At 60.1% G+C, this 23,285-nt stretch carries 22 protein-coding genes and 1 tRNA gene; 8 read left to right on the top strand and 15 right to left on the bottom strand.

Annotated features, from left to right (window positions below; translation table 11 throughout):
- Nucleotides 1-283: 283 nt before the first annotated feature.
- From AC30D9_RS01805 to AC30D9_RS01790, 4 genes are all read right to left on the bottom strand, one after another.
- Nucleotides 284-1,396: an alkene reductase gene (locus AC30D9_RS01805; protein WP_490143288.1), complete on the bottom strand. Its 1,113-nt coding sequence runs from the start codon at nucleotides 1,394-1,396 to the stop codon at nucleotides 284-286.
- Nucleotides 1,397-1,566: 170 nt separating this feature from the next.
- Entirely contained in the window at nucleotides 1,567-3,801 is a 2,235-nt protein-coding gene (locus AC30D9_RS01800; RefSeq protein ID WP_490143287.1) for a xanthine dehydrogenase family protein molybdopterin-binding subunit, read from the bottom strand.
- Nucleotides 3,798-4,271 (bottom strand): (2Fe-2S)-binding protein, encoded by a 474-nt coding sequence (locus AC30D9_RS01795; protein WP_134924468.1) that lies wholly within the window; start codon nucleotides 4,269-4,271, stop codon nucleotides 3,798-3,800. The genes AC30D9_RS01800 and AC30D9_RS01795 overlap by 4 nt, the downstream gene beginning before the upstream one ends.
- Nucleotides 4,268-5,566, bottom strand: a complete 1,299-nt coding sequence (locus AC30D9_RS01790) for a cytochrome c (protein ID WP_490143286.1) — start codon at nucleotides 5,564-5,566, stop codon at nucleotides 4,268-4,270. Before AC30D9_RS01790 ends, AC30D9_RS01795 begins: the two co-directional genes overlap by 4 nt.
- 295 nt (nucleotides 5,567-5,861) lie before the next feature.
- Between AC30D9_RS01790 and AC30D9_RS01785 the strand changes: the two genes are divergently transcribed.
- Both AC30D9_RS01785 and AC30D9_RS01780 read left to right on the top strand, forming a co-directional pair.
- The gene (locus AC30D9_RS01785) at nucleotides 5,862-7,061 is read left to right on the top strand and encodes an MFS transporter (RefSeq protein ID WP_490143285.1); all 1,200 of its coding nucleotides are present in this window, start codon (nucleotides 5,862-5,864) and stop codon (nucleotides 7,059-7,061) included.
- Nucleotides 7,062-7,155: 94 nt separating this feature from the next.
- The gene (locus AC30D9_RS01780; protein WP_134924465.1) at nucleotides 7,156-8,079 is read left to right on the top strand and encodes a LysR family transcriptional regulator; all 924 of its coding nucleotides are present in this window, start codon (nucleotides 7,156-7,158) and stop codon (nucleotides 8,077-8,079) included.
- 129 nt (nucleotides 8,080-8,208) lie between these two features.
- On the opposite strand, the gene AC30D9_RS01775 is transcribed toward AC30D9_RS01780, so the two are convergent.
- Nucleotides 8,209-8,571, bottom strand: a complete 363-nt coding sequence (locus AC30D9_RS01775; protein ID WP_307572181.1) for an NUDIX hydrolase — start codon at nucleotides 8,569-8,571, stop codon at nucleotides 8,209-8,211.
- A 288-nt stretch (nucleotides 8,572-8,859) separates the two neighbouring features.
- Here AC30D9_RS01775 and AC30D9_RS01770 point away from each other — a divergent pair, with 288 nt between their 5' ends.
- Nucleotides 8,860-9,045, top strand: coding sequence for a hypothetical protein (locus AC30D9_RS01770; RefSeq protein WP_134924463.1), 186 nt, complete (start codon nucleotides 8,860-8,862; stop codon nucleotides 9,043-9,045).
- A gap of 87 nt (nucleotides 9,046-9,132) precedes the next feature.
- Nucleotides 9,133-9,360 (top strand): PLD nuclease N-terminal domain-containing protein, encoded by a 228-nt coding sequence (locus AC30D9_RS01765; RefSeq protein WP_134924462.1) that lies wholly within the window; start codon nucleotides 9,133-9,135, stop codon nucleotides 9,358-9,360.
- Between the two features lie 23 nt (nucleotides 9,361-9,383).
- Here the strand turns inward: AC30D9_RS01765 and AC30D9_RS01760 are convergent, their stop codons facing one another.
- From AC30D9_RS01760 to AC30D9_RS01750, 3 genes are all read right to left on the bottom strand, one after another.
- Nucleotides 9,384-9,809, bottom strand: coding sequence for a hypothetical protein (locus AC30D9_RS01760; RefSeq protein ID WP_307572184.1), 426 nt, complete (start codon nucleotides 9,807-9,809; stop codon nucleotides 9,384-9,386).
- Between the two features lie 122 nt (nucleotides 9,810-9,931).
- Nucleotides 9,932-10,162 carry a hypothetical protein gene (locus AC30D9_RS01755; RefSeq protein ID WP_490143284.1) on the bottom strand — a complete coding sequence of 77 codons (231 nt, stop codon included), beginning with the start codon at nucleotides 10,160-10,162 and terminating at the stop codon, nucleotides 9,932-9,934.
- Between the two features lie 164 nt (nucleotides 10,163-10,326).
- Nucleotides 10,327-10,581 (bottom strand): DUF6555 family protein, encoded by a 255-nt coding sequence (locus AC30D9_RS01750; RefSeq protein WP_053125507.1) that lies wholly within the window; start codon nucleotides 10,579-10,581, stop codon nucleotides 10,327-10,329.
- A 217-nt stretch (nucleotides 10,582-10,798) separates the two neighbouring features.
- On the opposite strand from AC30D9_RS01750, the gene AC30D9_RS01745 reads away from it, so the two are divergent.
- A complete protein-coding gene (locus AC30D9_RS01745) occupies nucleotides 10,799-11,698 on the top strand; it encodes a polysaccharide deacetylase family protein (protein WP_490143283.1) in 900 nt (299 codons plus the stop codon).
- A gap of 112 nt (nucleotides 11,699-11,810) precedes the next feature.
- A complete protein-coding gene (locus AC30D9_RS01740; protein ID WP_163858505.1) occupies nucleotides 11,811-12,002 on the top strand; it encodes a DUF2188 domain-containing protein in 192 nt (63 codons plus the stop codon).
- A 75-nt stretch (nucleotides 12,003-12,077) separates the two neighbouring features.
- Here the strand turns inward: AC30D9_RS01740 and AC30D9_RS01735 are convergent, their stop codons facing one another.
- The 3 genes from AC30D9_RS01735 to AC30D9_RS01725 all read right to left on the bottom strand — a co-directional run bounded on the left by AC30D9_RS01735 (nucleotide 12,078) and on the right by AC30D9_RS01725 (nucleotide 15,229).
- Complete coding sequence (locus tag AC30D9_RS01735) at nucleotides 12,078-13,874, bottom strand: DAHL domain-containing protein (protein ID WP_490143282.1); 1,797 nt, start codon at nucleotides 13,872-13,874, stop codon at nucleotides 12,078-12,080.
- Between the two features lie 279 nt (nucleotides 13,875-14,153).
- Entirely contained in the window at nucleotides 14,154-15,014 is an 861-nt protein-coding gene (locus tag AC30D9_RS01730) for a prohibitin family protein (protein ID WP_109754200.1), read from the bottom strand.
- Between the two features lie 127 nt (nucleotides 15,015-15,141).
- Nucleotides 15,142-15,229 (bottom strand) — tRNA-Ser (locus AC30D9_RS01725).
- 124 nt (nucleotides 15,230-15,353) lie between these two features.
- Between AC30D9_RS01725 and AC30D9_RS01720 the strand changes: the two genes are divergently transcribed.
- Nucleotides 15,354-16,025 carry a Bax inhibitor-1/YccA family protein gene (locus AC30D9_RS01720; RefSeq protein ID WP_014338124.1) on the top strand — a complete coding sequence of 224 codons (672 nt, stop codon included), beginning with the start codon at nucleotides 15,354-15,356 and terminating at the stop codon, nucleotides 16,023-16,025.
- Between the two features lie 192 nt (nucleotides 16,026-16,217).
- Here the strand turns inward: AC30D9_RS01720 and AC30D9_RS01715 are convergent, their stop codons facing one another.
- Nucleotides 16,218-16,655, bottom strand: coding sequence for an Lrp/AsnC family transcriptional regulator (locus AC30D9_RS01715; protein WP_134924457.1), 438 nt, complete (start codon nucleotides 16,653-16,655; stop codon nucleotides 16,218-16,220).
- A gap of 136 nt (nucleotides 16,656-16,791) precedes the next feature.
- Here AC30D9_RS01715 and AC30D9_RS01710 point away from each other — a divergent pair, with 136 nt between their 5' ends.
- Entirely contained in the window at nucleotides 16,792-17,685 is an 894-nt protein-coding gene (locus AC30D9_RS01710; RefSeq protein WP_490143281.1) for a DMT family transporter, read from the top strand.
- An 18-nt stretch (nucleotides 17,686-17,703) separates the two neighbouring features.
- Here the strand turns inward: AC30D9_RS01710 and AC30D9_RS01705 are convergent, their stop codons facing one another.
- From AC30D9_RS01705 to AC30D9_RS01695, 3 genes are all read right to left on the bottom strand, one after another.
- The gene (locus AC30D9_RS01705) at nucleotides 17,704-19,329 is read right to left on the bottom strand and encodes an NADP-dependent glyceraldehyde-3-phosphate dehydrogenase (protein ID WP_490143280.1); all 1,626 of its coding nucleotides are present in this window, start codon (nucleotides 19,327-19,329) and stop codon (nucleotides 17,704-17,706) included.
- A gap of 252 nt (nucleotides 19,330-19,581) precedes the next feature.
- Nucleotides 19,582-20,496 (bottom strand): autotransporter domain-containing protein, encoded by a 915-nt coding sequence (locus AC30D9_RS01700; protein ID WP_134924455.1) that lies wholly within the window; start codon nucleotides 20,494-20,496, stop codon nucleotides 19,582-19,584.
- Nucleotides 20,497-20,790: 294 nt separating this feature from the next.
- Nucleotides 20,791-23,250, bottom strand: coding sequence for an autotransporter family protein (locus AC30D9_RS01695; RefSeq protein ID WP_490143279.1), 2,460 nt, complete (start codon nucleotides 23,248-23,250; stop codon nucleotides 20,791-20,793).
- Nucleotides 23,251-23,285 lie beyond the last annotated feature (35 nt).

The raw sequence follows: 23,285 nt of genomic DNA, 5'->3' as shown, positions 1-23,285 counted from the left end.
GGTAGCAGTTCGGCGATATCACTTGCACGCTGTGTTGGCAGTCGCGCCAGAACGTCACTTCAGAGGTTTACCTTCAAACCCTTTCGCATTTGAATGTTCTGCCGTGTCATCCAAACGGTTGTATGTCCCTACTGCTCCCGAGCTTCGCGCTGGGATGGTCTGACTTCAGTGATTGCGAGTTCACGGCGGCTCTTCAGGTCGTTAGAAAGTTCTGTCTGCCGCCGAGATTTAAAGACCTTAAGCAAGCCTTAAAAGTTACTAAGCCCGTACCGGCATGTCCTTGTCAGGCATGAAATGGATAGTCAATGTAGCCATGCTGATCGCCCCCGAAAAAACTGCTCGGGTCCGCCGTATTGAGCGTCAGGCCATCATGAAGCCGACGCGGCAGATCAGGGTTTGCCAGGAATGGTCTGCCGAATGCAATGATGTCAGCGCGGCCCGAGGTCAGCGCTTGTTCGGCGGAGTCGGCGTCATATCCGCCCGCCAGTATCAACACACCGTTCCAGGTGTGGCGCAGTTGGGCGATGATCGCGTCCCAGCGCGGGTCGAAATGTTCGTCCTTGACTGTGCCGACCATCGCTGGCTCGACCAAGTGGAGGTACGCCAGATGCCATTGGTTGAGCGCTTCGACAAGGTGGCCGAACGTCGCCTCTGGGGTGTCATCGCCCATGCCCATGAAGCGCCCCATCGGCGTCAGGCGTACGCCAACGCGCTCGGCACCGACTTCTTCAGCAACTGCCGCAACCACTTCCAGCAGAAAACGCGCGCGATTCTCCACGCTGCCGCCATAGGCATCGTCACGCTGGTTGCTGTTGCTGTTGAGAAACTGGTCGAGCAGGTAGCCATTACCGGCATGAATTTCCACGCCGTCCATGCCCGCATTCAGCGCGTTGCGCGCGGCCAGGCGGTAGTCCTCGACGATGTCTGCGATTTCCGCCGTTTCCAGAGCGCGCGGCACGGGTACATCACCCCAGACGCCGTTGCCGTTTTCATCGACGATAAAAGTCTTGCCGGGCACCGGCAGAGCGCTAGGTGCTACGGGCAGGCCGGCGTCGGGTTGAAAGCTGGGATGTGAAACACGACCGACGTGCCACAGTTGCATGAAGATTAACCCGCCAGCCTCATGCACCGCGGTGCTGACTTCTCGCCACCCTTGGACCTGTTCGGGGGTGTAGATGCCCGGCGTCCACGCGTAACCCTGAGCCTGGCGAGAGATTTGTGTGGCTTCGGTGATGATCAGTGCCGCGCTGGCACGTTGGCGGTAGTACTCGGCGTTCATGGCCGTCGGCACATCGCCCGGTTGGCCGGCGCGTGAGCGAGTCAATGGCGCCATGGCGACGCGATGGGCAAGGGTGTAAGGACCAAGTGCGATGGGTTGGAACAGACGACGGGTCATGGGTAGCTCCAGATTTCAATAAATGGGATTCAAATGCGGCAGCAGGGCTGCGAAGCAGTGCAGGTAAATTAACCGGCGGCCGCGAGGGTGATAATCCATGACCGGCGCCACGCTGTTTTGCGCATGACGCAATGGCGCCCGTGCTCATCACCGATGAACACGGGCGTGGCTCAGGCGGGTTGTGTCGAGCGGGTCAGCGGCAGGTTCAGCCAGCGGCGCCCGGTCGCGTTGGCGACGGCATTGCCAAGGGCGGCGGCCATCGGGCCCTGCGCGATTTCAGCGGCACCGAGAAAGGGTTGTCCGGGCTGGTCGAGCAAATGCACATCGACTTGTTTCGGCAGTTGGGTGAAACGCAGAATCGGATAACCGCTCCAGTCGTAGCTGCGAATGCCCCCCGCGTCGTAAGCGACTTTTTCGTACAGGGTCCAGCTGGCAGACTGCACGATTGCGCCCTCGATCTGATTGCGCAGGCCATCGGGACTGACGATCTGGCCGACGTCCACCGCCGTGACCACATGATCGATGCGGATCTCGCCGTTCTGCGGATGCACCCGCAGCTTCACCGCGATGGCGCAGTAACCCATGATGTTTTTATAGCGGGCAAAGGCGAAACCGATGCCTGCGCCGGGCTCGCTGCTTTTTTGCGGCCAGCCGATAGCATCACGCACACGCTCCACGACCGCGCGAGCACGTGGGTCGCTCAGATGGGTCAGACGCAAAGCGACCGGGTCGATTCCGGCCTTGATCGCCAACTCGTCGATACTCGCCTCGATGGCGAATATATTGATATGCGCACCGAGCGAACGCATGGCCGAGGTGCGAAAGGGCATTTCGGTGACGAAGTTCATGTTGATGCGCGTCGAGTTCAGGTCGTACAGCGGCACTGCGTTGCGATCACCATCCCCTTCGGGCTGGGCGATCGGCACCGACGGTGCCGAGGTGTAGGGCTGCGCCAGCAGGCGGGCCGGCAACAGGCGTCCGGCGTTGACGATGCGTTCGTTGTGCGGAGTGGTCCATAACTCGTAGGCCCAGTCCTGCAAGCGGCCCTGCGTGAGGCCGACGTCGACTTCAGTGACCATCGCCGAGCTATAGGGCTCCCAAAGATTTTCCTGTTCGCGCATCCATTGCACGCGCACCGGCGTACCGGGCACGCGCATGGCAAGCAATGCCGCATCGGCGGCGGCATCATCGGCACCGTTGTGCCCGTAACACCCTGAGCCCTCGGTATGGATACAGCGCACCCGCGCAGGGGGCAGGCGCAGCATTTCGGCAATGCCGGCGCGCAGCGGGTAAACGCCTTGGGTGTGGGTCCAGACGGTGAGAGCGCCGTCCTTGAACCAGGCCACCGCACAGGACGGGCCTATCGAGCCATGCATCAGATATTGCTTGGTTACCCGCGCCTGGAAGCGCGTACCGGCCTCGCCGCTTGGCGTGCCGTTGTTGCTGATCGGATAGCGCCGCGAGGGCAGGCGTTTGAGCAGGCCATGAATCTGCGCCTCATCTGGAATCGCCTCGCCGTCGCTCCATTGCGCAACTTCGCTGGCACTGCGCATGGCTTTGATCGCTTGCCACTCGTCGCGGGCGACCACCGCCAGATAGTTTCCGTCGCGGATCACCTTGACCACGCCAGCTAGCGCCTCGATGGACGCTTCATCGAATGCTTGCAGCACGCAGCCCGGACGTGGAGGGCGGATCACCCGCGCATGCAGCATGCCCGGCAGGCGCATGTCCTGGACGAATGCCGCGCCGCCGCTGACTTTCGCCGGGATGTCGAGGCGCGGCAACGAATGCCCGATCAGTTTGAAGTCGGCGGTGTCCATCGCCGGTGACTGAGCCTTGGCGTATTGGTGCACATCGACATGCTTGACCGCCTCGGCGTAACTCATCCGCTGACCGGCTGGGCCTTCGATCGTACCGTTGCGGGTGCTCAGCAGCGCCCCATCGACATGCCAACTGCGCGCGGCGGCATCGACAAGCATTTCTCGCACCTGCGCGGCAGCGTTATACAACGCGGTACCGCTGTCGAAAATGCTGTGGCTGCCGGCGGTGTAGCCTTCGTTGGGCGTCAGCGCAGTGTCGGCGGTGAGCAAGTCGATAGATGTTGCCGGCACCTGCAAACGCTCGGCGGCAATTTGCAGCAGTGCGGTTTTCACCCCGGTGCCCAATTCGACCTTACCGGTGTAGACGGTAATGCCGTCGGCGCCAATGCGGATCCAGGCGTCGAGATAGGGGTTGGTGCGCAGGCTTCCGGGGAGGTCGGGGGCGAGTACCACGGTGCCGAGCGTATCGACTTCCGTATCAGCCAAAACACGCCGCGCCACCGGCATCAGGGTGAACGCCATCAGCAACGCACCGCCGCGCAGGAAGGCGCGCCGACTCGGGTTCAAACCATTCGAGTCACTCATGTCAGGCTCCCGTTTTGCCCGGCCACCTGTTTGATCGCCTCGATGATCCGCAAGTGCGTACCGCAGCGGCACAGGTTGCCGGCCATGTGTTCGCGAATGGTGGTCTCGTCCGGGTGTCGATTGCGTTCAAGCAATGCTTGCGCGCGCATCAGCATGCCCGCAATGCAGTAGCCGCATTGCGCGGCCTGTTTCTCGATGAACGCCGCTTGCAGAGGGCCAGGTTTTTCCGCGCTGCCGAGGCTTTCCACGGTGCGGATTTTTTTCCCATCGAGGCCGGCGCAGGGCGTCAGGCAGGCGAACACCGGCTGATCATCGACGATCACCGTACAGGCGCCGCACTGACCGAGACCGCAACCGTACTTGGCGCCGTTGAGGTTCAAATGATTGCGCAGCGCATACAGCAGCGGCATGTCCGGCTCCAGCTCAAGCGGTTGGACGGCTCCGTTGACGTTGAGAGTGATCTGGCTCATTTCGTCTCCTGACGTAACGCTTCGATGGTGGAAGAGAGTTCGGCCCAGGGCTGATCGGGTCTGGCTTGCTGGCGCAGATACGCGGCGAGTGCGCCGAGTTGCGCGTTGTCTAGGCTGGCGGCGAAGGCTGGCATCATCGGGCCGGGCGATCCGGGCGATCCGGGCGATCCGGGCGTGGCGGGCAAGCCTTCGAGCACGGTTTTGAGGAAGTTGCGTGGACTGGCCGCTTGCAGCGCCGAGGTGCTTTGCAGTCCCGGGCGCCCATCGATTACGCGCATCGGCGCCGCCGGGCCATGGCACCCGGCGCAGGCGCCGCTGAAGAGCAGGGCGCCGGTCGCATGGTCTGCCGGTTCACTGGCGGGCGTCTTCGACGGCGTCTGCGTCACTGTGTGCGGACTCTCCAGGCTGAGCAGGAATTCGGCAATCGCTTCGGCTTCACTGGCTGGCAAGCGTGCCAGACTCAGGCTGACCGGACGCATCGGGCCGGCGGGCGTACCGTGGCCATCGACTATGTCTGCGCGCAGATAGCCAACCAGTTGCTCGCGACTCCACGGGTTGTCGCGTTGGCCCAGACCGACCAGCGCTGGCGCTTGCCAGCCGTCAACGCTGCCGCCCTGCAAATATTCCGATGATTTTTCCGCGCCGATCAGGTTCAACGGCGAATGACAGCCGGCGCAATGGCCCGGACCGTCGACCAGATAACGCCCGCGATTCCACGCATCGTTGCGCTGTGCTACCGGCGTCGGTGGCTCACCGTGCAGGTACAGCAAGTTCCAGAACGACACCAGCGGGCGAATGTTCATCGGAAAATTCATCCGGTTTTGCTTGGCCGGTGCGTGCACGGCGGGGCCACTCATCAAGTAGGCATAGGCGTCGGCGATGTCTGCTTCGCTCATGCGCCGGTAGTGCACGTAGGGGAACGCCGGATAGAGGAAGTGGCCATCGCGAGCAATGCCCTGACGCATCGCCCGTTCGAACGCCGGCATTGACCATAGACCGATACCGGTCTGCGCATCCGGGGTGATGTTGGTGCTGAACAGGGTGCCAAACGGCGTCACCAGTGGCAGCCCACCGGCCAGATACTCACCGCCGGGGCGGGTATGGCAGACCGCACAATCGCCTGCCTCGACCACCCGCGCCCCTCGTTGCAACTGCGCGGCATCGAATGTCGTCGGGCGTTCGATGGGCGCAATCGGCGGGCGCCACATCAGCAAAACGGCGCCGATCAGGCCGAGCACGGCGACCAGCGCCACGCAGATCCATAGCGTTTTGGATTTCAGGAAGTGGCTGTTCATGGGACGGAGAAAAACGCGGCAGGCAATGGCAGAACGGATGGGATACGGGTCATGAAAACGCTCCTTGTGACGGCCGGGGAAGGGCGCCGACCTGGACGACTGCGCCAAGGGCCAAAGCGTAGAGAAACCACCAGCGCTGGAGAATTAGCGGCGCACGCAACAGCGTGTTGCGCCAGAAGCAATGCCTGCGACGTTGCGCGGGACGCATCACTGCGTTGCCTGCCACATGGATTCTGCGCATCGACACATGGCCGTAGCCTTGGCACCACTTTCTTGAACTTAACGAGGTGTCATCATGCTCACGGGCAACCCGGCCGTTGCGACCAACGCCGAACAGTCGGCGTCACTTTCCGGCCTGATGGTCGCGTTCCTGGCGTTCTGCTGTGGTGCGGTCGTGGCCAATCTCTATTACGCTCAGCCGATCGTTGAGCTGATTGCACCGCAGATCGGGCTGTCCAGCACCAATGCCAGCCTGATCGTTTCGCTTACGCAGTTTGGCTACGCGCTGGGCCTGTTGCTGCTGGTGCCGCTGGCCGACCTGATGGAAAACCGCCGTCTGGTGGTCGGCTTCACCCTCGCGGCGAGTGTCACGTTGTTGTGCGCCGGCCTGACCCATTCGCCGTCGATGTTCCTGGTGCTGTCTTTGCTGATCGGCCTGACGTCGGTGGCCGTGCAGATCCTTGTGCCACTGGCGGCGCACCTGGCGCCCGAGGCCAGCCGTGGCCGCGTCGTCGGCAATATCATGAGCGGTCTGCTGTTGGGAATTCTGTTGTCGCGGCCACTGTCGAGCCTGTTGGTCGAAGTGTTCGGCTGGCGCGGGGTGTTTTACAGCGCTGCGGCCCTGATGGCGGTCATCGCTCTGATTACAGCGTTGGCACTGCCGCGTCGGCTGCCAACTCATAAAGCCACATATGCAGCGTTGATCGGTTCGGTGTTTGCCTTGGCCCGGCGTTATCCGGTGTTGCGTCAGCGCTCGCTGTATCAAGGGCTGCTGTTTGCCAGTTTCAGCCTGTTCTGGACCCTCGCACCGATTGAACTGATGCGTCACCACGGCTTCACTCAGTCACAAGTGGCGATCTTCGCTTTGGTCGGTGCGGTGGGTGCCATTGCGGCGCCGATTGCGGGGCGTCTGGCCGATGCCGGGCATGGTCGCCGTGGCACGTTGGTCGCGTTGTTGCTGGCGCCGGTGTCGCTGTTGATCGCCGCGCTACCGGGCAGTGGCTATATCTGGCTGGTGGTGTGTGCGGTGCTGCTGGATTTCGCTGTGCAATTGAACATGGTGCTCGGCCAGCGTGAGGTGTACGCCCTCGATCCACACAGCCGTGCGCGCCTCAACGCTGTGTACATGACCAGCATTTTCGTCGGCGGCGCGGTGGGATCTCTGGTCGCGAGCCCGCTGTACGAGCATTTCGGCTGGAACCTGTCCGCCGTCGCGGTGGCGGTACTGCCAGCGCTCGCGCTCGGGCTGTTCCTGAGCCGCAAGGCCGATGTCTGAAAAACCGGCGGGTGCGTTCAAGCACGGCGGTACAAGACGACGGGCGAACAGTGATGCACAATCATCCGCGTTCCCTTTCGACCGGACCCCGCTTATGGACAAGTTGCTGGCACTGAAGATGTTTGTTGAAACCGTGCGCTGCGGGGGCTATTCCTCGGCAGCGCGCAAACTCGGGATTTCAACGTCGTCAGTGACACGGCAAGTGGCTGGGCTGGAACACGAGCTTGGCGCGAGCCTGCTCAATCGCACCACGCGCAACACCAGCGTGACCGCTGCCGGCCAGACCTATTTCGAAAAAGCCGTGGCAATTCTCGAGGCTATCGATGAAGCCGATGCCGTAGTCGCCGATCGTGGCAGCGAAGCGCAGGGCCGCCTGCGCATCAGCGTGCCGGTGGAGTTCGGTCGGCGTCTTATCGCGCCGCACCTGAGTCGCTTGCTCGAGCGGCATCCGGGTCTTGAGATCAGTCTGTCGCTGAACGATCAGGTCAGTGACCTGCTCAGCGAGCAGATCGATGTTTCGGTTCGGTTGGGATCGTCCGTGGTCAGTGAAGACATTGTCAGCAAACGCGTGGGACATTTCGAGCGGTGGGTGGTGGCCAGTCCGGATTATCTGGGCCGGAGTGCGGCGCTGTGTCACCCACAGGATTTGCTTGAGCATCAATGCCTGCGTTTCGACTACGGGGGCACACACCAGCACTGGACCTTTCAAAATGAAGAAGCGCCCATTCAGCTCAACGTCCACGGGCGCCTGCAAAGCAACAATGCCGACATCCTGCGCGAAGCTGCCATCGGCGGAGGCGGGGTGACGTTGCTGGCTGACTGGCTGGTGCGCGATGATGTGGCAGCCGGCCGGCTGACCCGGTTACTTGAGCATTACGAGGTCAATCCCGGCAGTGCCAGCACTTGCATCAACGCGTTGTACTTACCCAATCACCGTGGGTCCAGCCGGATCAATGTATTTATCGATTTTCTCAAGGAAATCCTCAGTCTCAATCCCTGTAGTACGCAAACCGAGTAGCCGTTTCCAGCTAACGTATCGGCAGTCGACCGGGGGGCATCCCCCACTTGGCCGCCCGGCGAAGCCTTGGGAGGTTGCTGACTTGATTGGTTTCCTGGCGTCGCCACGGCGTCTATCACGGAAAGTGAGTTACAACCGCCGTCGAAACGCCTCGAGAATTTCCCGGGTGCCTTTTTTCATCTGCAATTGCGCAATGGCCTCCAGTGGGTGCCAAAGGCAATCGCTGATTTCATTCTGTGGCCTGGCTGCCCTTGAGTTACCGACCGACGCTTCGAATACATGGTGTTCGGTCCCGCCGTCGCAAATTCGCATCAGGTACAGCAGATGGTCGGCGCTTAGCCCGGTTTCTTCCGCCAGCTCCCTGAGTGCAGCCTCGGCATGGGTTTCTCCGCGCTCGACGGTGCCTCCCGGCAGTGTCCAGCGGCTGTTGGCTTTGCGAACCAGCAGAACGTGGCGATCTTCCTCGCAAATGACGGTCGCTCGAATTTTCATGGCCGTGCTCAATCAGTGACTGTCATTAAATTGAAATATAACTGCAATATTTGAGCCTGACATCAATTGGCTTTGCTCAATCTGTCGATTTTTTTCAATGTCTTATCCAGTACGACCGCGACGGCGCGAGAAAGACCGAGCTTATTTGAGGCAGTCATCGCCCTATCCCATCTGTCCGACCACCAGCACTAGGCTTTCGACCGGTTATCGCCTCAAATGAATCAGCTTCAAAAAAATGAATCCATGTTGGGTGCATTGGCCGGCCCCTCCAGGGGAAGGAAGCGAGATATGACCACCGTTGAAGACTTCAAGATCAAATCCCATGAGCTCCTGGTGGAGCTCGATGCGGCGACCTCGGAAATGATGAAGCTCATATGTATCCATCAAATGAGCGGATCGACCTGGGATGAGGCGGTCAGGCGTCAACATGAAGCCTATGAGCAATGGGTCGCTTATTTGAATGAGCGGGGATAGACGCCCTGAGTGCAGCGAGGGTGAAAATTCTTTGAACGGCGTCTCAACGGCTGTGCCTAATCCTTAAACCGACAAGAGGATTGGGCCATGTCTGAATTAGCCAGTTATTTTTGGATCGCCGTCGCGGTGCTTTTGCTCCTCGTCGATTTATGGGCGATCGTCAGCGTCTTTCGAAGCGACAAGTCGGCTGGCACCAAGGCTGGCTGGGCCCTGTTGCTGATCATTCTGCCGGTTGTGGGCCTGGTCATCTGGGGCGTAGCTGGGCCGCGCGGGATCAAGGAAGGGCCGTCATCGCCGGAGCACAGCAAGGGCTAGCAGCGGCTCTGCGAGCCATCTTTTCATTGGTTTATCCAATTACCGCCGGTGCTTTCGCAGTCTTCCTGGGCTTGTTGCAACTGTTCGATACCGTAGTAGTACCACGTCACCTTGGCATTATCGGGAAGATTGGCCGACCCACCGTGCTTGTCCTTGCTGGTTGAGTGGGGGTTGGCCAACGCTTCCTGGGTCAGCCTCGCCTGGCACGTCGCTACATATCCGTCTGCACAACGCTCGACCTTACGCTTTTGGGTCGTGAGCGTTCCCTTGTTTTCATTGCTGCAGGACCAATCGAGGGTTTCGGCGGGCATGCCTTTGTACTCGTAACAGCTGTGACTTTCGATCACTGGAACGGCCTCGCTCTGGGATCGAGTGATGACGTCGCAGCCTTGAGCCATCACGGCGGCGGGGCTTGCACATGCAATCAACAGCAGGAATCTGGCAATCATGAGGTTTCTCCCTTTGTGGCTTTTGCACCGGTGCCTATCGATTTCGAGGTGCAAAAAAAGCCCGTGTTCCATCGGTTTTCCAACCGGTAGAACTCAAGGGGGCACATGTCGGGCGCGGTGCGTCAGCGGAACTTGGGCAGAGGGCGTTCAGCGGGCTTCAGCGACGTCAGTGCGTTTTGGATCGATGGGGCGTCTTTCTCGATGTCGTTGAGCCGGTCACGGATGCGCACCGCAGTGGGATGCCCGCCTTGGTGGTCGACCCAATCGGCGATTTCCTTGCAGGCTGCCGTAAGCCTGGCCTGACGCGATTCCAGCAAGGTGAGCAGGGTGGTGATGGACTCTTTTTCGGACATGTCACACCTCCATTCAGGGTTGCATTGAGCGTTGATGAGGCAGCACAAAACCCGCCAGGGGCGGGTCATGCTATCGCTTAAAGCGTAGTTGAGTTATGTCGGTTCTGTCGAAGAATCCGGCGCCCGGCTGGACAACCGGTGCACCGGAAACAGGGTTATTTAAATCAGCCGGACTCCTTGACCCAGGACGGCGCGACGCTCGCTCGCCAGCGCACGTCGGTAATACCGTATTTTTCAGCAAGGGGTTTTGAAACCCGCTTGACCTTTTCCCGTCCGAATTTCGGAATGCGCCCGACCCCCGCGTCGCAACTGGCCCAATGCCAAGCTTCGGAGTTATTCATCACTTCGGCGCGAATGATGAATGACTTCGGCTCGCCATGGAGCATGTAGTCGATGATGTAAAGCGATGGCCCGCCCATAAATCCTCCCTAATTAGTTCTATACGGATGGATACGGAGGCGTGCGGAAAATTCCATCGAATTATCCAGACGGTCAAAAATCACGCCAGGTAGTCGCGCAGCCAAGTCGCTGCTCGCTGTCCGGAACCAAACCCGGTTAACCTTCTCCAAGGTGAGCTTCACACCGTGTGCCAGGGATTAACAGACAAGACAGTGCGGTATCAGATAAAGGCAAAACATGAAAAACATCGCCAGGGCGCTGGTTATCGCAGTCCTCGCCATCGGTGTGTCGGGATGCATCGGCCCGCCCATCGAACTGACCCCACAAACCGAGCAAAGCCTGCTGGCACAACCCCCGATCCGTTTCTTGCTGACCTTTGATGACGGGCCCAGTGCCTCGTCTTTCTGGAACCCGAGCCTGGAGGTGCTCGATGCCCTTGCGCACAACCCGGTGCAGCCGGGGATCAAGGCGGTATTTTTTGTCCAGACCCGTGCATTAAGAGCCGGCAACAGCGACATCGGACGCTCGGTGATGCACCGTGAACAGCGCGAAGGTCATATCCTGGGCTTCCACACGGCGACTTACTGGCACACCAATCATCGTTTCCTGAGTCCGGACGAGCTGGAGCAGTCACTGGTCAAGGGCGGGGGCGATATCGCCACCATCACAGGGGCCGCGCCCACCCTGGTGAGGCCGCCGTTCTGGAGCTACGACAGGCGCACCTTCGCCGCTTACCAGCAGCATGGCTTGCACGTATTGCTGACCGACCTGAGCGCCAACGATGGTAAGGTCTGGGGCATCACCGCCAGCCCACGACGGCGAATCAACCTGACGCGCCAGCTCTCTGAAGTGCGCGAACGCATCGCCGCCAGGCAGTTGCCTGCGGTTGATGGGGTGATTCCGGTAGTGGTCACCTTTCATGACCTCAACCGATATACCGCCCGACATGCCCGGGAATACCTGCAAATCCTGCTCGACGCTGCCCGAGCCACGGGCGTGAGGACCGATGCCAAGCCCTTCTATGATGATCATCAGGCGCTGGAACGGGCGGCAATGGCGCGCACGGTTAAGAGCACTACCGAGCCGGTGCACTTGCCTGGCTTGTGGGATTGGTTGTGGGATTCGGATTCCCATTGAGGGGCTCAGGCCTGCGGCGCGGCTCAAGGTTGCGACGCTCGGTTGGCACCCTTGCGCAAACTGAGTGTAAGGTAGGTGGCGTAACCCTGGTTTATCTCGAAAGGAGGTGACAATGAGTACTGCGATGCTGACCAAAATGCATATCAACGGGTATGACGTGCTCAGCGTAAACAGCGGCCCATGGCGGGTCTGCACTCAGGCCGACCGATTGGGCTCCTTTGCTTCCCGTGAGGAAGCACTGGCCTACGCCGCCGCATTGCCGGCCAGGAAAAAACACGGTCGCCAGGCTACGACCGCCAAATAGCGCCGTCAAAGGCGAGGGGAGTTGGCTGCGAACCGAGCCGTATGGTTCGGTTCGCAGTCAATTCCTCCATCTGTGTCAGGTGGGTGCCAGTTCCAGCGGAATTTCCAGGGTGAACAGCGCTCCCTGTCCAGGGCCGTCGCTATGGACATGGAGGTGGCCATTCATTTCAACCGCTGCCAAGGCGCAGCTGTGCAAGCCAAAGCCATGGCCGTCCTTGCGGGTCGTGAAGCCGTGGTTGAAGATGCGGGCCAGGTTCTCGGGTGCAATGCCTTCGCCTCGATCCTTGACGCTGACGCACAGCGTCTTTTGATCGACGACCCGGATTCCCAGGATCATTTCCCGAGGATGATCGCTGACGTGCGACATCGCGAATTTGGCGTTACTGATGAGGTTGATCAGGATCAACAGCAACCTGTGCTTGTCACCCATGATCATAGGGACGTCCTGATAGTCCTTGATGACGGTGACGTGGTGCCGGCTCAGCGCACCCGAGTTCATGCGTAACGCATCTTCGAACAGATCACTGATGCTCAGTGCTTCGATCAACCTGGCGGCTCCGGCATAGGTTTGCTGGGTGGTGACGATTTCCTTGATGTGGTCGATGCTTTTGGTCAGTTGCGCCAGTTCTTCGATAAGCAGTGTTTGCTCGGCGGCGATGGAGTCGACCAGCTCGTTGAAGTAACGGGGCAACAATTTGCCCTTTTCATCGCCGGTGATGAACTGGCCAAGGTCGTCGGCATGTTCATTCATCATTTTTACCGCTTTTCCAAGGCCCAGTGTCTTGCTGCTGCGCAACTTGCGGGTTACCAGGTCCGCGGAAATATTCACGCTGTTGAGCACATTCCCGACGTTGTGCAACACGTTCGTGGCGATCTCGGCCATGCCCGCCATCCGTGCGGCGTCCACCAGTTCACGTTCAGCCTCTTTCAGTTCGCGAGTGCGTTCTTGCACGCGCTCCTCGAGCCGTTCATTGGACGATTGCAGTTCGTGGTTGATCTGGTTGATGACGGCGTAGCTGCGAACCAGCCGAACCGCCAGGTAGATCATCAATAACGCCATGAGGCTGGCGCACACACCCAGGTAGACATGGTATTGACGGTCTGCAGCAGCCGTCCTGCGCTGCGTCTCGTTCAACAGCTCGTTGATGCTATCCAGCTCCTGGGCCACCGGGATCACACTGATACGGTCAAGAAGGTCATTGACGATCGGTTGTTCCTCGATAACAGCTTTGACGTGCTGCGCCAGGGTGACGAAGGGAGGTTGATAGGTCGCGGGTAACTGGCTGATGTATCGTTCCAGTTCATTGAGCTGGTTCTGCACCTCCTTGGCTTTGTCCGAGGTGACATACAATGCGTACTCCAGCGTCGTCAGTGTCAGCTCAAGCACATTGGAAGCCACCGCAAGGCGTTCCGCAGGGCTTTTGACTGTCATCTCCTTGAGCAGTGTTTGAATGTCGTCTTCGATGACCGGCAGCGCGTCCAGGGCGGTGCGCAGCTTGGCGTTGTGTTGCTGGAATTGATCGACCAGTACGGTCTTGTTCTTGACCGCATCCACATAACCTTGGCGCCTGGACGCCCAGAGAACCGCCAGGGGACCTGAGTTATTGAGCTGCTCCAACTGCTCCCATCGACTGCCCGCCTCAGGCGGTGGTGCCAGCGACAGGTTGTTGTTGACGCCGATTTTTTTCCTCAGGATCTTGACGCTCCAGTTGGCATCGGCCTGCTTGAGCTGGCGAATGAAGTCACGGGATTCGAAATAGGTCGATGAGTCGTACGTATAGGACTTGATCAAAAAGAATAACAAGGCGGCAAACACAATCAGCGCAGCAGCCAGCAAAGCAGGCCATTTGTACTTCTTGATAATGTGGGTCACGCGATTCTCCTGTTCAGGGCGCCTGTCGAGGGTGGCGCTGAATGCCCGGGCGGGCAGGAAATGTCAGGGCGTGAAGTGAAGGGCAGAGCGTTGAACCGTCGTAGCGATGTTTGCGTGGGTTTGCTTTTGCCTGGGTACACGTTGAGCTCCCTGCTAACGGTGAACGTCGGGGGTCGTCAGTGACGTGAGTGTAGCGTTAACGAGACAGGTCGATGTCAATGGCCATAAAGACCGAGACGCTGGGCCAGCGCGGCCAGGACTGGCCGCGCTGGTGAGGGGTTACTGGTTCTTGATGTCAATGAAGGGCAGGGCGCCGTTCGGCAGCACGGTGGTGGGTAACACACCATTCCAGCGCTCGGCCTTGGTGAGCTCCACCAGATTCTGGTTGCTGGCCAAGGCCTGGGCGCGTGCCTTGATCGCTTCGGCTTCGGCCTTTCCGCGCAACTCGGTGGCCAGGGCGTCTGCCTTGGCCTGGGCAACTTGCGAATCGGCTTCTGCCTGGGCCTGGGTGACACGAATCTGGGCTTGAACCTGCTCGGTCGCCAGTTGCTGCTCGCGGGTCTTGACCTGCACTTCGGCGGCCATGCGCGCTTCGATGGCTTTTTCATAGGCGTCACTGAAGTCGATGTTTTCGACCTGGACGCTGTCGATGATCACCGGTCCGGTAATCGTCGCCTTGATTGCGGTCGAAATATCGTTGACCAGTTGGACACGGTTCTGCACGGCAGCCACGGCGTTGAACTTGCCAAAGACGTTTTCCACCTGGGTAGGCACCTGGCGGCTGATCATCCGGTCGCGGATGCCCTCAAGGTCCTTGAACTGGGTGTAGACCTTCGCCACATCGGACGGCGCGATGTGCCAGGACACCGACACCTTGAGCTGGGCGGACTGTTGGTCCTTGCTGTAGGCCTGGAGGTCCTCATAAGCGGTGACCTGGCTTTGCACGCTGATCAGGCGTACCGACTCGATAAACGGGGTCTTGAACGACAGTCCCGGCTCCACCACACCGACCAGCGCACCGTTGCGCAGCAGCACGCCACGCTCGGTTTCATCGACCGTATACCAACTGCCAAAGAAGACGCACAACAGGACGATGCCTACGATTGCCGCAACGAGAGAACCGATGGTTTTACTGGTCACTTTTCTTTCCTTGAGTGGAGCGGTGGTTTTTGCCATGACGGTATGTCAATCCTGAAAGACCGAAGCAGGTATTCTGAATGCCAGACACGAAAAAGCCCTGAATAATCAGGGCTTTAACGTTAGAAGATGGCGGAGGCGATGGGATTCGAACTCATGGACCTGTTACAGTCGACGGTTTTCAAGACCGTTGCCTTAAACCACTCGGCCACACCTCCGTATTGCGTTGCGGGCGCCATAATACCCGAATGAAACACACTGTCAAACTCTCTACGTAGCTTGTTACAGAGCGTCTGTTATGATCCTTGCCACTGAATGTTTCAAAACCGGAGGAGTGTCGCCATGCGCGAACAGGATTACGCAGTGAACAACAGCGTGCAGGCTGAGCAGCTAGAGGTTAGCCGCGTCCTGCGCAACACTTATGGCCTGCTGGCCCTCACGCTCGCTTTCAGCGGTGTGATGGCCTACGTCGCACAACAGATGCGGGTGGGTTACCCGAACATCTTCGTCGTGCTGATCGGTTTCTACGGCCTTTTCTTCCTTACCAACAAACTCCGTGACTCGGCCTGGGGCCTGGTGTCGGCTTTCGCCCTGACCGGTTTCATGGGCTTCCTGCTCGGCCCGATCCTCAATCGCTACCTGCAAATGCAGGGCGGCGCCGAAGTGGTCAGCTCGGCCTTTGCAATGACCGCACTGGTATTTGGTGGCCTGTCGGCCTACGTGCTGATTTCCCGCAAGGACATGAGTTTCCTCGGCGGTTTCATCACCGCAGGTTTCTTCGTCTTGCTGGGGGCAGTGCTGGCCAGCTTCTTCTTCCAGATCAGCGGCTTGCAACTGGCGATCAGCGCCGGCTTCGTGCTGTTCTCGTCGGTCTGCATCCTGTACCAGACCAGCGCTATCATCCACGGCGGCGAGCGTAACTACATCATGGCTACTGTCAGCCTGTATGTATCGATCTACAACCTGTTCGTCAGCCTGCTGCAACTGTTCGGCCTGATGGGTCGCGACGACTGATTGCATCCCTGATGAGTGAAGAGCCCGCTTCGGCGTGATGCTCTTCACTTGGAAACACGGCGCTTCTCCTGAAAAGGAAAAGCGCCTTTTTTTGCTTCGTTTTGGAGTCCCTGACCTTTCAGTTGCCTGGACTTGGGGCTTGCCGTCGTCATCGCGAGCAAGCTCGCTCCCACGTGGGAATACCGGCGAGACCTACGCCATCGGTGGCAACCGCCGCTTGACGGGTGTCTTCTTGACGATGGCTGTATTGGTCTCGGCATGGACATTGAGCTTGTCCAACACGGTATCGAGCTGTTCCATCGAGCGCACGTGCAGTCGGGCGATGAAGCAGTCTTCGCCGGTCACCTTGTCGCATTCGGTGAATTCAGCGATGGCCTGGATCTGCCGCTCCACTTCCTGCAACTGCCCCGGCAGCGGGCGGATACGCACGATGGCCTGGAGTTGGTAGCCGAAGCACTTGGGGTCCACCTCGACGGTGTAGCTCCTGAGCACGCCGCGTTCTTCGAGCCGGCGAAGGCGCTCGGCGACGCTGGGAGAGGACAGGCCACTCAGGTTCGCCAGAGCCTTGAGGGAGCGTCGGGAATCTTCCATCAGGGCGCTGATGAGGATCTGGTCGATGTCGTCAGTCATTTTTCAGCTCCGTTAGGCGAATGCTCGAAGTTGCCTTGATAAAAAAGGTCAAAAGCCAGTTTAGCCTTTTTCAAACCATGGAGAAGCCCCCCATCGGCTCGGCATACTGTGCCTCACTTGCTGAAGGAGCCTGAAGATGGACAAGACCCTACGTCGCGGTTCGCTCGAAATGACTGCCGCCATGCTGATCTCCGGAACCATAGGCTGGTTCGTGCTGGTCTCGGGCCTGCCGGTACTGGATGTGGTGTTCTGGCGCTGCGTGTTTGGCGCCGCCACTTTGCTGCTGATTTGCGCCGGTTTCGGCTTCTTGCGTCCAGGTATCCTGACACGCACCACGTTTCTGCTGGCGGTGCTCAGCGGTGTGGCGATCGTCGGCAACTGGGTATTACTGTTTGCCTCCTATTCCCGCGCCTCGATTGCCATCGGCACCGCGGTGTACAACGTCCAGCCATTCATGTTGGTCGGGCTGGCGGCTCTGTTCCTGGGCGAAAGGATCACCGCGCAAAAACTGTTCTGGCTGGCGGTGTCGTTCCTCGGAATGTTGGCAATCGTCAGTTCCCACGGCGAACAAGGGCAGGGCGGCGGTGACTATCTGCTGGGCATCGCGTTGGCGCTGGGCGCAGCGTTGCTGTACGCCATCGCAGCGTTGATCATCAAACGCCTGACCGGCACGCCGCCGCATCTGATCGCACTGATCCAGGTCAGCACCGGCGTATTGCTCCTGGCACCTTGGGCGAACTTCTCAGTGTTGCCACAGCATGCCGGGGCGTGGGCCAGCCTGCTGACCCTGGGCATGGTGCATACCGGTGTGATGTACGTGTTGTTGTACAGCGCGATTCAACGATTGCCGACGGCGATTACCGGCGCGCTGTCGTTCATCTATCCGATTGCGGCGATCTTCGTCGATTGGTTCGCCTTCGGTCATCGCCTCGAACCGCTGCAATGGCTGGGCGTGGCGGCGATCCTGTTGGCGGCCGCAGGCATGCAGCAGGGCTGGGGCATCAAGTTGCGCCGCGCAGCCCTGTCGTGAGGCACCGTTCGGCGTGGCTCAGAAGATGTAGTCGGTGGTCAGGAAGTTGGAATCCCGTTCGCGAATGATGTCGCTGATCAGCGCTTTGTTGCTGTCCTGGAACTTGGTGGCCACCAGCGTACGAATAGAGAAGGTGCGTAGCGCATCGTGAACGGACAAGGTGCCTTCGGCTGAGTTTTTCCGGCCATTGAACGGGAAGGTATCCGGGCCGCGCTGGCACTGGGCATTGATGTTGATACGCCCGACCTGATTGGCGAAGGTGTCCACCAGCTTGCCGACTTCCGCCGGATTGGTGCCGAAAATGCTCAGTTGCTGGCCGAAGTCGGACTCCAGCACGTAGTCGATCACGGTATTGAGATCACGGTACGGCACGATGGGCACGACCGGGCCGAACTGTTCTTCGTGGTAGACCCGCATCGCCGTATTCACCGGATAGAGCACCGCCGGGTAGAAGAACGAGCTGCGTGATTCGCCCCCGTGGGCATTCTTCACTTCTGCCCCCTTGGCGAGCGCATCGGCGACCAGCGAGTGCAAGTAGTCGACCTTGCCCGCCTCGGGCAACGGCGTCAGCGCCACACCGTCCTCCCATGGCATGCCGGGTTTCAGAGTAGCGAGCCTGGCGTTGAACTTCTCGATGAACGCCGGCGCCACGTCCTCATGGACAAACAGGATTTTCAACGCCGTGCAGCGCTGGCCGTTGAAGGAGAGCGAACCGGTCAAGGCTTCGCTGACGGCGTTGTCCAGGTCAACGTCCGGTAGCACCAGCCCGGGGTTTTTCGCATCCAGCCCCAGGGCGGCCCGCAAGCGGTGCGGACGCGGGTGGAGCTTCTTCAGGTCACTGGCAGCCTTGTTGGTGCCGATGAAGGCGAAGATGTCGATCTTGCCGCTGGCCATCAGTGCGCTGACGGTTTCCCGGCCACTGCCGTAGATCACGTTGATCACACCTGCCGGGAAGCTGTCGCGAAAGGCCTCCAGCAATGGCCGGATCAGCAACACGCCGAGCTTGGCTGGCTTGAACACCACGGTGTTGCCCATGATCAGGGCGGGAATCAGCGTGGTGAAGGTTTCGTTCAGCGGATAGTTGTACGGGCCCATGCACAAGGCCACGCCCAGGGGGACGCGACGGATCTGCCCGAGCGTGTCCTGTTCCAGCTCGAAGCGGCTGGAACGCCGGTCCAGCTCCTTGAGGGCGTTGATGGTGTCGACGATGTAGTCGCAGGTGCGGTCGAATTCCTTCTGGGAATCCTTGAGATTCTTGCCGATTTCCCACATCAGCAGCTTGACCACGGCCTCGCGTTGCTCGCGCATGCGTGCCAGGAAGGTTTCCACGTGACGGATGCGCTCGGCGACGCGCATCGTCGGCCACTGGCCTTGGCCGCGGTCATAGGCCCGGACGGCGGCGTCCAGGGCGGTGAGGGCGGTCTCGGCATCCAGCAGCGGTGTGCTGCCGAGAATCATTTGCTCGTCGCCCAGCTCACCCGCCAGGTAAACGGGGCTGCGCACGACGGCCAGCGGTCCTTGCCAGGTTTTCAAGGTGCCGTCGACCAGGTACTCGCGCTGTTCGATCCGGCCTTCGAGGCGGTAGGCGTCCGGGATGTCGGCGGCGCTGGGAAACAGGTTGGCGAGGAAAGGGGCGGTGGTCATGTCGTTACTCCATCAATGAAATGAGCCATGGGCGGACGGCTTGCAGGTATAAATCGCTTTTAGCGTTATACGCCTTAATGGAGGTGTTTTTTAAGTGGCGCGGCAGATCGCTTCTGCCGGGCTTGCGCAGGAGTTGCCGAAGGCTGCGATCTTTTGACCGTTCGCTTGAGATTCAAGTGCCCTGGGAAAAGTCGCAGCCTCGCTTCGCTCGACAGCGCCTACAGGCGCAGCATTGGACAGCGCTCCAATGACTCACCAGCGCATCCGTACCCCCATGCTGGTGATGACGCCATTGAGGTCATTGTCATCGACGTCACTGCTGTAATCGGCACTGACATACAGACTTACCGCCGGCGTGACCCGTGCCACCAGGCCCAGGCCGACTTCGACGGTAGAAGATTTTCGGCTGCTGCTGATCTTGTCGACCTTGTCCAGGGACAAGGTATCGGCGCTCTGCACCGTGTGCCACAGGTTGGTTCGCACATAGGGCTCCATGCCCAGGCCATTGACCTGGTAGTGACCTTTGAGTCGCGCACCGACGCGGCCGCTCCAACTGCTCAGTTCATTGCCGGTATTGCTGTCGGCATTCGGCGTATCGAGAGTGATGCGCTGGTTGATCAACTGCGCCTGGGGTTCGACCACCCAATGAGTCCCGATGCCAATCGGAAAGCCGCCTTCGACCGACAGTGTCACCGCACTGCCTTCGGCTGCCTGGCGCTGGCCTTGTTCGGTGCGGCTGTAGCCATTGACCCGGCCACCGCTGGCGCTCAGGTCCACGTGCCAGCCCGCAGGTCCGGTCAGGCTCCAATAGGCGCCGAGGCTCGAGCCTTTGAGGTTGAGGGCATCCTTGCCTGGTTCGGCCATCACAGGCGTCACCAGCAGGCCATTGACCGTTGAAATGATCTGGTTTTGTCCGCTGATCAGGCCCATGCGTTGGGTGTGGCCGCTGTCGTTTCGCAATGTGAACAGAGCAGGGCTCTTGTCGGAAGCGGGGACACTGCCGATGTCAACGGTACCGAGGTCGTGGGATCGTGTTCGGCCATACCAGGGTTGCGTTGTCTCCTCGGCAGGCCAGGCCTGTACTTCCATGGAGGAAAGCAGCAACAACGAAGTGGAGAGGGTGTGGAAGGTGATGGTGATCTCTTGTGGACGGAGGGAGGTTTTCATGGGGGCCTGCCTTGCAATCGCATGCATCTCTCGCTTTTTGGCGTCTCTCCTACCCCGAATGAGGGGCGACCGAATGGATTGAGGCAAGCCTCTGGCGGCCCGTCGTGACGGGTTCCAGAGGCCTGCCCCTGACTGTATTTCCGGGGGTAGTACGGTGTAGTCAAGAAGACTGAGGGCGGCGCGTCAAGAAAATGAACGATGAATGGCATGACGAAATCAGCGTCAATAAGACGCTGATTTCAATTGTTTATTAATGCGCGTATTTGGGCGTCAAATCACCGTCGTGGTTCCTGTCTACCAACTGATCCGTAAGCCGATTCTGCCGGCCACGGCGCGTTGCTGGTTGCTGTCGAAGTTTTGGCTGTAGTCCGCGCCGGCGTACATGGCGACTGTGGGCGCCAGGCTCACGGTGACGCCAATGCCCAGGTCGCCAGTGGACGCGCGTTGTTGGGTCTCGACCCGTTCGCTGTCATCGAACGTCACCGAGTCGGTGCCGGAAAACGTGTGCCAGAGGTTGGCGCGCAGGTAGGGTTCCACGGGCATGCCGCTGACCTGGTAGCGGCCCTTGAGGCGGGCCCCGAGACGGCCGGTCCAGGCACCGTCGGAATCGAACTCGACCTTGGAGACCCCATCGTTTTGCGTGTCCAGGGACACTTTCTGGTGGATGATCTGGGCCTGGGGTTCGACGACCCAGTTGGCGGTCACCGCGAAGGGATAGCCGGCCTCCGCCGAAACGGTCAGGGCGTGCCCACGGTTGTCGATTTTCAAGCCGCGTTCGGAGCGGTTGTCACCATTCAATCGCGTGCCCATCACCACTGTGTCGACGTAGCCGCCGCTGGGATCGGTGAGCGTCCAGTACAGTCCATAGCTGTCGCCGTCGAGTTCTATCTTGCCGGCGTGTCGATCTTCGAAACCCAGGTTGAACCCTTTGACATCGCCGTTCAGCTCCGTGTGACCGACGAAGAAACCGATGCGTTGGGTCTGGCCGCCGGACAGCGGGGAGCTGTACAGATCGTTGCCCACCTGAAACCCCTTGATCGACCCATCGAACTTTGGCGTCACCGTACCGGCCCAGGTTTGCTCCAGATCCTTGCCATAGATCCGGCCCCAACCCGCACCGAACGCCCCGGTTTCCGTGAGCAGGCGCTGGTCGCCCTGGCGGTCATGGAACGTGCCGAGGGCCATCAGGGTCAGCTGCGCCGCCGCCGGCGGAAGTACCGACCAGGTCGGCACTTCCGGGCGATACAACGGGATGGGCGCCGCGCCGGGCACCGCAGTTGGCAACGGCGGTAGCGTCGGGACCGGTGGCGCGCCTGGTGCGGGAGGCGCCGTTGGGATAGGCGCCGGTACTGGCCCGGCGACCACGGTAGAGCGTAGGTACCAGTTGTTTTCATTGCCGGTCACGCCGCCCTTGAACAGCCGGTAGTCGAACGCACCAGCCGAGACGGATTGCGCCAGCGAAAAGGCGCTGGCGTCGCTGACCGCGCCGCCCTGGGCTTGGACCACTGCGATACCGTCCTGGGTCGTCAGTGCACCCGTGCCGCCCAGGTTCGTGACGGTGATGGCTGTGCTGCCGGTGAGAGTCCCGCCATTGACTACCAGCTTGTCGCTGGGCGAGTCGTCGGCGCCGAGTGCGGTTTGAAGGCGTAACTGGCCGTTGTTACCAACATAGTTGCCCTGGACGGTAAGCGTGTCGTTGGTGCGGGTATTGCCTAGGGTGAGGTCCACCGTGCCGGCATTGTTGAGTGTCGCCAGTTGTCCGGCAGTAAAAGGAGCGATGACGCCTTGGGTCGCTGTTAGCGTGCTGCCGCTTTCGAGATTGAGCGTCCCGGTGCCGGTAGCGCTGTCACCCAAGGTCAGCGTGTCGTTAAGATCCAGACGCGAGCCTTGGGTAAGGTTGACCGTTTCCCAATTGAGGTAACGGGCGCCGGTGCTGGAGGTGCTGCTACTGAAGGTCAGGACGTCCTGGCCCAACCCACCGTTCAAGCTGGGTGTGGTGGCAAGCAGGGTTTCATCGAGGTTGCTCAGCAATGCCGTGTCGTTGCCTTCGCCCATCAGGATGGCCGAGTGAATGAGACCGCCGCTCCACTGCAGTTGGTCATCGCCGGCACTGGCCCGGACTTCGCCGAGGATTTCGCCACCGCTGACGGTAATGCTGTCGTTGCCGCCGCTGACACTGACATTGCCGCCGATCCGTCCCGCGGAGAGGATGATGGTGTCCTGGCCGAAACCGGTCACCAGGTTGCCGATGATGTTTCCGCCGGACATATCGAAAACATTGTCATCGAGTTTCATGTCGACCCGGCCGATGGTGCCGCCCGTCATTTCGGCCTTATCACCGTCCTCGAACGCATCAACGATGGTCCCACCGGTCATCTTGAACGTATCGATGCCATCACCCTGAGCCAGGGATAGGATCCTGCCGCCACTCATGATGAAGTCGTCCTCTCCGGAACCTTGCTGGACATCGCCGTCAATCACGCCGTTGGCGTCGATCACGATTTCATCGATCCCGGCGCCGAAGGTGACGTCGCCGGAAATGACGCCGCTGCCGTTGGCGGGCAGGGTCAGGCTGTTGTTACCCGCGAGGTCCGTCAACCCGGGGCTGGTGCCGCTGTCGCAGACATAAGTGTCATCGCCTGCGGTTGGTGTCAGCGTGCAGGCCGCCATGGCGGCGGGTGCGGGGAACAGGAAAGGGGCCGATACCCATAAAGCGTTGAGCAGCCGATTGAATCGTTTGTTGTGCCGAATCATGTGCTATCCCTCTGCGTCGGCATTTCGCAAATGCC

The organism is Pseudomonas sp. DF11 (assembly GCF_058148565.1).
This window is presented reverse-complemented; position numbering and strand designations above follow the sequence as displayed.